Here is a 6,552-nt window from a genome sequence, read left to right as displayed (position 1 = left end):
CCCCCCCCCCGCCGGCACCGGCTTGCCCGGCTCCGGTTCGCGGGTCTTGTCGAAGCGGCGCTTGCGGCGGTAGTCGGCGAGGCTCATGGCGCGGGCCCGGCCCGCGTCACGTGCGCAGGTGCGCGCGGACCGCCGCGGCGCTGCTGCCCACCGCCTGCACCGCGGCGCGCAGCTCGTCGGCGGAGACGCCCAGCGCCTGCGTCCAGTCGCGCACGTCGTCGTCTTCGTGGAGGTTGATGCGGTCGCGATCGGGCGAACCGGTATTGCGGGTGTCGTCGCTCATGCCGAAGTCCTGTCCATAAGTCGCTGTAGTCGTGGGGCGCATGTCGCAGTGGGCGGCGAGGGCCGACTTACGCGGCATGCGTCGGCGGACCGGTGCGGAAACTTCTAGTCGCGCCGGCGTGGCACCGCCGTGAATGCCGTGTCTGCCCCATGCATGCGCGCCGCCCGCTCAGAACGCCAGCGAGGTACTGAACAACACCTGCCGCGGCGCGCTGCGCTGCAGCGTCTGGTAGTCGCCGGCAAAGGCCGAGCCCGCGATGTTGGCGGTACCGATGTTGTGACGATCGAGCAGGTTGCTGACGTCAAGGCGCAGTTCCAGGCCGGGTAGCGGGCTGTCGGGCCCCAGCGTGTACGCCGTGTACGCATTGACCTGCCAGAACGCCGGCACGCGCAGGTCGTTCTCGTAGGTGAAAGGCTGATGCAGGTATTCGGTGCTGGTGGCGCCGAAGCGCCAGTGGCGCACATGCGCCGACAGGTCGCTGACCAGCGACAGTTGCGGATAGCCTGGCTGCGCCTTGCCCTGGATCGGATAGACGTTGCCGTCGACGACGACGTCGCGGTCGTAGACCGAGCGCGCCAGCGCCACGCCTTGGTAGAACTGCAGGTGCGGGGTGAGGTCGACGGTCACGCCGAGGTCGGCGCCGAAGGTGTGCATCTTCGGCATCACCTGCACGGTGTTGACCTGCGCGAACTGGGTGCCGACCGCGGCCGACAGCAGGCGATGGCGGATGTCGCCGTAGAACACGTCCGCGGTGACGGTGGCGCGGTCGAAGCGATGGGTGCCGCCGAGGGTGAGGTTCCAGTCCTGTTCCGGCTGCAGGTGGCGGGCGAGGCGGTCGAAGCTGGCCTGGTCGGGCACGGTCCAGGCCGAGGCGGTATAGCCGATGTTGCCGCGCTGGGCGACGCGGAAGCCGTTCATCGCGCTGCCCAGGTCGATGAAGCCATCGGTCTGCGCGGTCGGGCTCCAGAACAGCGACAGGTGCGGCAGGAACGAGCGCTTGGCGCGCAGCGTGCCGGCCGCCGGCCGGTCCGGCGCATCGCCGACACCGCCGCCGCTGGTGCGGAAGTCCACCGCCTTGGCCCCCAGGCCCAGCACCAGCGTGTCGCTCAGCGCGACATCGTCGTGCAGGTACACCTGGCGCGCGCGGGTGGTCCACTGCGAGACGTTGTCGGTCTTGAACGCCGGGCCGTACACATCCCACGGCCCGGTGGTGCGCAGCGGCCGGCCCTGCCCCAGCAGCGGTTCGGTGTACCAGGACGTCGCCGCGTCGGCGCTGCTGTGCTCCTGCCAGAGGCCGGCGCTGAGCGTGTGCCGGCCATGCACATAGGTCAGGCTGAGCAGGCCGCCGGTGCGCCGCAGGTGCGGCGCCTGCACCTGCTCGGAGAACGGCGCAGCGTCGGGCGAGGGCGTGGTCGGATCGCTCAGCGTGGCGTGGGTGCGGCTGCGCGCGCTGTAGACCTGCACATGTCCGCTGAGCGTGTCGGAGATGCGGAAGTCGTGCGCGAGCGAGGCGATGCGATCGTCGGTGACCTGGCCGGTGTCGTACGGCAACAGTCCGGCCAGCGTGCCGCAGCGGTAGGCGCCGCAGGAGGCGGCGACGTTCTGCGGCAGGGCGATGGCGTAGGCCCTGGCGTAGTCGGGATAGAGACTGTCGGCGCGCCAGCCCAGCTTGCCGAGCATGTCGAAGGACAGGTTGTTGTAGCCCCACATCGCCGCGTGGCTGGCCGACAGGAACACGGTGAACGTGCCCCAGGTCACGTCCTGCGTCGCCTTCAGGTCGCCGCGCAGGAAGCGCTGGGTGCCGCCGCCCTGGTATTTGTCCGCGCCCAGCCGTTGCAGGTCGACCTGCAGCTTCGGACCGTTGGCGCCGAGCTGTCCGCTCTGCGCCGAGACCGTGGTGACCCGGGTCGCGTCGCTGCCCACGCCCTGCTTGAGGCGCAGGCCGGGTGTGTCCTTCGGCTCGCCCAGGCGGTACTCCAGCGCGCCGCCGTTGGCACTGCTGGAGAACACGCTCACCGGTGCCGCGCCGGGGCTGACCGTGATGGTGCCGATGGCGTCCGGCACGCCGACGTTGACCACGCTGGTGCCGGTCAACGACAGGAAGCCGCTGTCGTTCAACGGCACGCCTTCGAAGGTGATGCCCATTTCGTTCATGCGGAACCCGCGCACGAACAGGCTGGTGGCGGAGACGTCCAGGCCCAGCCCGTCGGTGGCGGTGTAGCTGGCGCCGGGCACGGTCTTCAGCCGCGCCAGGCCGTTGCTGCCGGCGATGTCGGCGTCCATGTCGCCGGCATTGATGACGTAGCGGTTCGGGCCGACCACTTGCGTAGGCGCCACCGCGGCCGCATGCGGCGAGGCCACCACGTCCAGTGCGGACAACGTGGTTGGGGTGGTGTCGGCATTGCTGCTGGCAGCCTCGTCCGCGGCGTGCGCCGTGGAGGCGGCGAGGCAGGCGACCAGCGCCACAGACAACAACGACGGCGTGTACGCGTGCCTGAGGCGATGCGGTGCAGAGATCGGCAGGGCGGCGGCGCGGAGACGGGAGGAGGTCGCGTGCATGGTCGGATCCGGCGTGGAGTGGGAAGCGGTGGCGCACGCGCGCACCCAGCGCAGGACCGCCTGTTCGCGGCGGCGGCGTCCGGCTGGCTGTGCGTTTGCGATGACAGTGCGCCGGCGCTGCGGCGCGGACCCGGGAAGATGGCGCGCGGCAGGTGCGGCGCCCCGCTCCGGATCGATGGAGCGAACGGCGCAGCTGCGGCAGCGCGCTTCCCGCGGTGAATACAGCGGCGTGAAGCGATGCGGGAAATTCTTGCATCGCATGTGCGCTTGCACCATTGCGCATTGGTACAGCGCTGCCTGCTGCGCGTATGCGATGCGATACCTGGGTATAGGTGTTGGTGCCGCTGCAGTGACAGCGTCTGATCCCAGGGTGCTTCTACGCCGAGTGCATTTACAGTGGATGTGGTGGGGACTCGTCCCACTCGCTACCGTCAAGAAAATTGGCTAGCTGCGTGGAGCAATGCTCGCGCATAGAGGCTTTCTCGCGATATCTAGCGGATTGCCATGAGGTACTAGAGATTGTTCGAGCGATGCCAGAACGGCGGGCCGCAGCGAGAGATGGTAGCTCCTACTCTGCAGCCGCGTCCGGAAGTCCTGCCATCACACGATGGTGTTCAGAGAAGCCCAGTTCATCAAAGATCGCTTTGAACTTGATGAGGCAGTAGGTGACGTCGTACTCGCCGAAGTCTGTCAACGTGTTGGCATCACCATGGGAGTGATGTGCTAGGTAGCGGCTTAGGGCAAAGAAGCTGCGATCCTGTGCGGCGAGTTTATCCATCACTTTACTGAATGAATCCTGCCGTTTGGTGAAGTAGAAAAACCGTTCCAAGATGCACCGCATCGCATTGGCGACTGTGGCAGAGCTCACCAGGTCCTGATAGGCATCCTTCACCACCTGCCACCAGGATTCGTAGTCATTCTTGAGATCGTCGATCTTCATTGGCACGATCGCCGAGTAGCGCTTCTTGATGACGCGCTGCAGCTGTGCAGGATCTGCCTTTTTGCTGACCTTGATGAGTTCATTGAGGAAGAATAGGCTATGTGTAAGCACAATCACCTGCTTCACACGCTTTTCCTGCGAGTTCTTCAGCCCAATAATGTCCCGGGAAATCGTGGCTGCAATGTCGTACACAAAGTTATGTGAAAGGCTTGAAATTGGATCATCAATGACAACGATCTTCCTTTCCAAGGGGGAGGACGTACTTGAAGCGGGCGATCCCGTAATCAGCTCGACGAAGTAAAGAAAAGTGATAAGGGTCTTTTCTCCTTCACTCAGTGAGCCGTACGTATCCGGTCCTTTACCAGGGCGCACCAGCTGGTACAGATCGTCCTCACGCCGTTCGATCTTGAATGAGTCGACCCCTAGCGATTGCAGTCGGGTGTTGATCGCGACAACCGCTTCTTCGGTTCCACCGCTGGTCGCACGAAGCTCAACTAGCCGCAGCTCTGCTTGGCTGATCTGCCATTGAAGCTTGGCTCTCGATTCGCGGATCGCCTCGAGTGCATCCGCAGCACTTCTTGATGTGGTCTTGTAGAGGGTCAGAATGCCTTCATTGTCTTCGCGAAGGCGAGCCCAGAATCCATTCTCGATTCGGTTCAGTTCGGATTGCCGACGGCTCAAACGGCGATTGTGCTCATCGACACGCTTGGAGACCTCATTGATCGCATCTTCGAGCATCGCCATCGGCGCCTGGGTGGAGTGCAGTTCGATAGCACTCTGTGGCGACCCCGACTTCGCTGCCATACGTTGGGCGTTCTCGCTTAGAAGGCGACTTGCGTTTGCCCAAGCCAATCGAATGGCATCGGTCTCAGAGGCAAAAGCTTCCGATTCCAAAAGGCTAGCAATTGCGTGCTCAAGGCCAGCGAGACTGGAAGCATAGGAAGACGCAAGCTGCCTTGCCCGTTCTACGCGCCTCTCAAAGCTTTCATCGAATAGCTTGGCAAGTTCCTGTGGGAACGCCGGTGGAAGGCTCTGCTGGCAGAACGGACAGAGATCATGGCTTCGTTCTACGTAGGATCGTCCTTGGCTGACCCAGTCGAAGTTAGCGATGTCCTTGATCATCGCCGAAAGAGCGCTGTCGCTTGAGCCGATGATTGGCTCGGCCCAAATCTCGTCCTGTTCAATACGATTGAAGTTGGGAAGATCAACATCAACCCTAGGCTTGGGCATCGAGTTGCTGTCGCCAAGCTCGATGAGCAACTGCTCAAGCTTATCCAGGTCCGGCGGCTCCCCATCATAGGCCAACTTTGCCTTGGCCTGGAGCGCATCAAAGAAGCGCTGTTTGGAATTTCCGTATGGTAGCCAGCGCTTGAATGGGCCGTCTTTCAGTGCCGTGTAGTTCTTCCACACTCCGCGAATCGCGCTTTCATGAGCATTGGTTGCCTCCGCCTGGCGAAGTTCCTGTTGCTTTACCAAGTTGTCATGTTGCCCACGCCACGTTGCAATCTCTTGCTCTAAGACCTCAATGGCCTCCAGTGCGGATGACTCAGGATCACCAATAGTGAAGATCCCAGGCATGTCGCTCCGGTTGCGAAAATTAGTTTCGACGAAATGGTCGTTGTAAACCAGATACTCGTACTTTGTGTCTTGGGGAAATACACTTAAAGTGCAGTTGGGTACGGGATTTTGGCCCGTTCCACATCGCTGTATGACTTCGCTGATTGCGGATTTTCCCGCGCCATTGAGGCCATAAAAGTAAGCGACGCGCTTGTCCGGATCAAAGGAAATCACAGTGTTCGACGCGGGATCGAAGCTTCTGAAATCTTGAATATTGACGGTTCGTATCATTCCTCTTCCCCAGAGGTCGCCGTTCCCATGGCTGACGCAAATCGGTGGGCATCGCTAATGCGTTTCACGTTTTAGCCTACATTACAACGAGAAGACGCTCTGCGTATCGCCGGCGAGCCCTTTGCGGAGGCGCCCCCCTCTGAAAGGAATCCTGCGATGCAAATCTCCTACCGACCGTCGGCCATGACCTGCGACCTATTGACGACACGTGTCGTCACGGGTAGTTTTGCCGACACGTGTAGTCATCGGAGTGGGCGGATGCGCCGCAAATCGATCGGGGACCAGGAACTGGCCCTGCTGCAGTACATCGCCGAACATGGCGATGCCAGTGTCGGCGAGGTCGCCGCCGGGTTCGGCGAGGCGCGCGGGCTGGCGCGCTCGACCGTGCTGACCATGATGGAGCGCCTGCGCGCCAAGGCCTATCTGCGTCGTCGCCAGGTGCAGGGCGTGTACCGCTATGCCGCCACCAGCGGCCAGGACGACGTGGTGCGCAGCGCGGTCGGCAGCTTCGTCGAGAAGACCCTGCAGGGCTCGGTGTCGCCGTTCGTGGCCTGGATGTCGCAGCGCGCCGAGGTCAGCGACACGGAACTGGCCGAACTGGAGGCCCTGGTGGCCAAACTGCAATCGCAACGGCGGGAGGACTGAGCCATGCACAGCCTGGTGGGGACGGACGCGTTCGAGAGCCTGCTGTCGCGGCTGCTGGCGACCAGCGTGCAGACGCTGGTGCTGGTCGCGCTGATCTGGGCGCTGTGCCGCTGGCTGCCGACCCTGCCGGCGGCGACGCGTTGCCGCTTGTGGTGGCTGGTCGCCGCGCAGAGCGTGCTGGGCCTGCTCTGGGCCGGTGCGGTGCAGCTGCCGGTGCTGCCGGCCGCGCCGGCGCCGGTCGTTGTAGCACCGGCGGCCGTCGCCACGGTGCCGGCGA

At 63.6% G+C, this 6,552-nt stretch carries 4 protein-coding genes and 1 pseudogene; 2 read left to right on the top strand and 3 right to left on the bottom strand.

The window, feature by feature from the left end; genetic code table 11:
• Nucleotides 1-106: 106 nt before the first annotated feature.
• The 3 genes from D588_RS26230 to D588_RS26225 form a co-directional block, all read right to left on the bottom strand.
• Nucleotides 107-283, bottom strand: a complete 177-nt coding sequence (locus tag D588_RS26230) for a DUF3606 domain-containing protein (protein ID WP_017914646.1) — start codon at nucleotides 281-283, stop codon at nucleotides 107-109.
• 168 nt (nucleotides 284-451) lie between these two features.
• The gene (locus D588_RS0100930; protein ID WP_232764184.1) at nucleotides 452-2,842 is read right to left on the bottom strand and encodes a TonB-dependent receptor; all 2,391 of its coding nucleotides are present in this window, start codon (nucleotides 2,840-2,842) and stop codon (nucleotides 452-454) included.
• A gap of 568 nt (nucleotides 2,843-3,410) precedes the next feature.
• A complete protein-coding gene (locus D588_RS26225) occupies nucleotides 3,411-5,630 on the bottom strand; it encodes an AAA family ATPase (RefSeq protein WP_081613440.1) in 2,220 nt (739 codons plus the stop codon).
• 258 nt (nucleotides 5,631-5,888) lie between these two features.
• Between D588_RS26225 and D588_RS0100920 the strand changes: the two genes are divergently transcribed.
• Together D588_RS0100920 and D588_RS23730 are read left to right on the top strand one after the other, a co-directional pair.
• A complete protein-coding gene (locus D588_RS0100920; RefSeq protein ID WP_017909741.1) occupies nucleotides 5,889-6,275 on the top strand; it encodes a BlaI/MecI/CopY family transcriptional regulator in 387 nt (128 codons plus the stop codon).
• Between the two features lie 3 nt (nucleotides 6,276-6,278).
• A pseudogene (locus D588_RS23730) lies at nucleotides 6,279-6,552 on the top strand (hypothetical protein); the annotation flags it as partial.

It is taken from the genome of Xanthomonas sp. SHU 308 (assembly GCF_000364645.1).
Classification (GTDB): domain Bacteria; phylum Pseudomonadota; class Gammaproteobacteria; order Xanthomonadales; family Xanthomonadaceae; genus Xanthomonas_A; species Xanthomonas_A sontii.
This window is presented reverse-complemented; position numbering and strand designations above follow the sequence as displayed.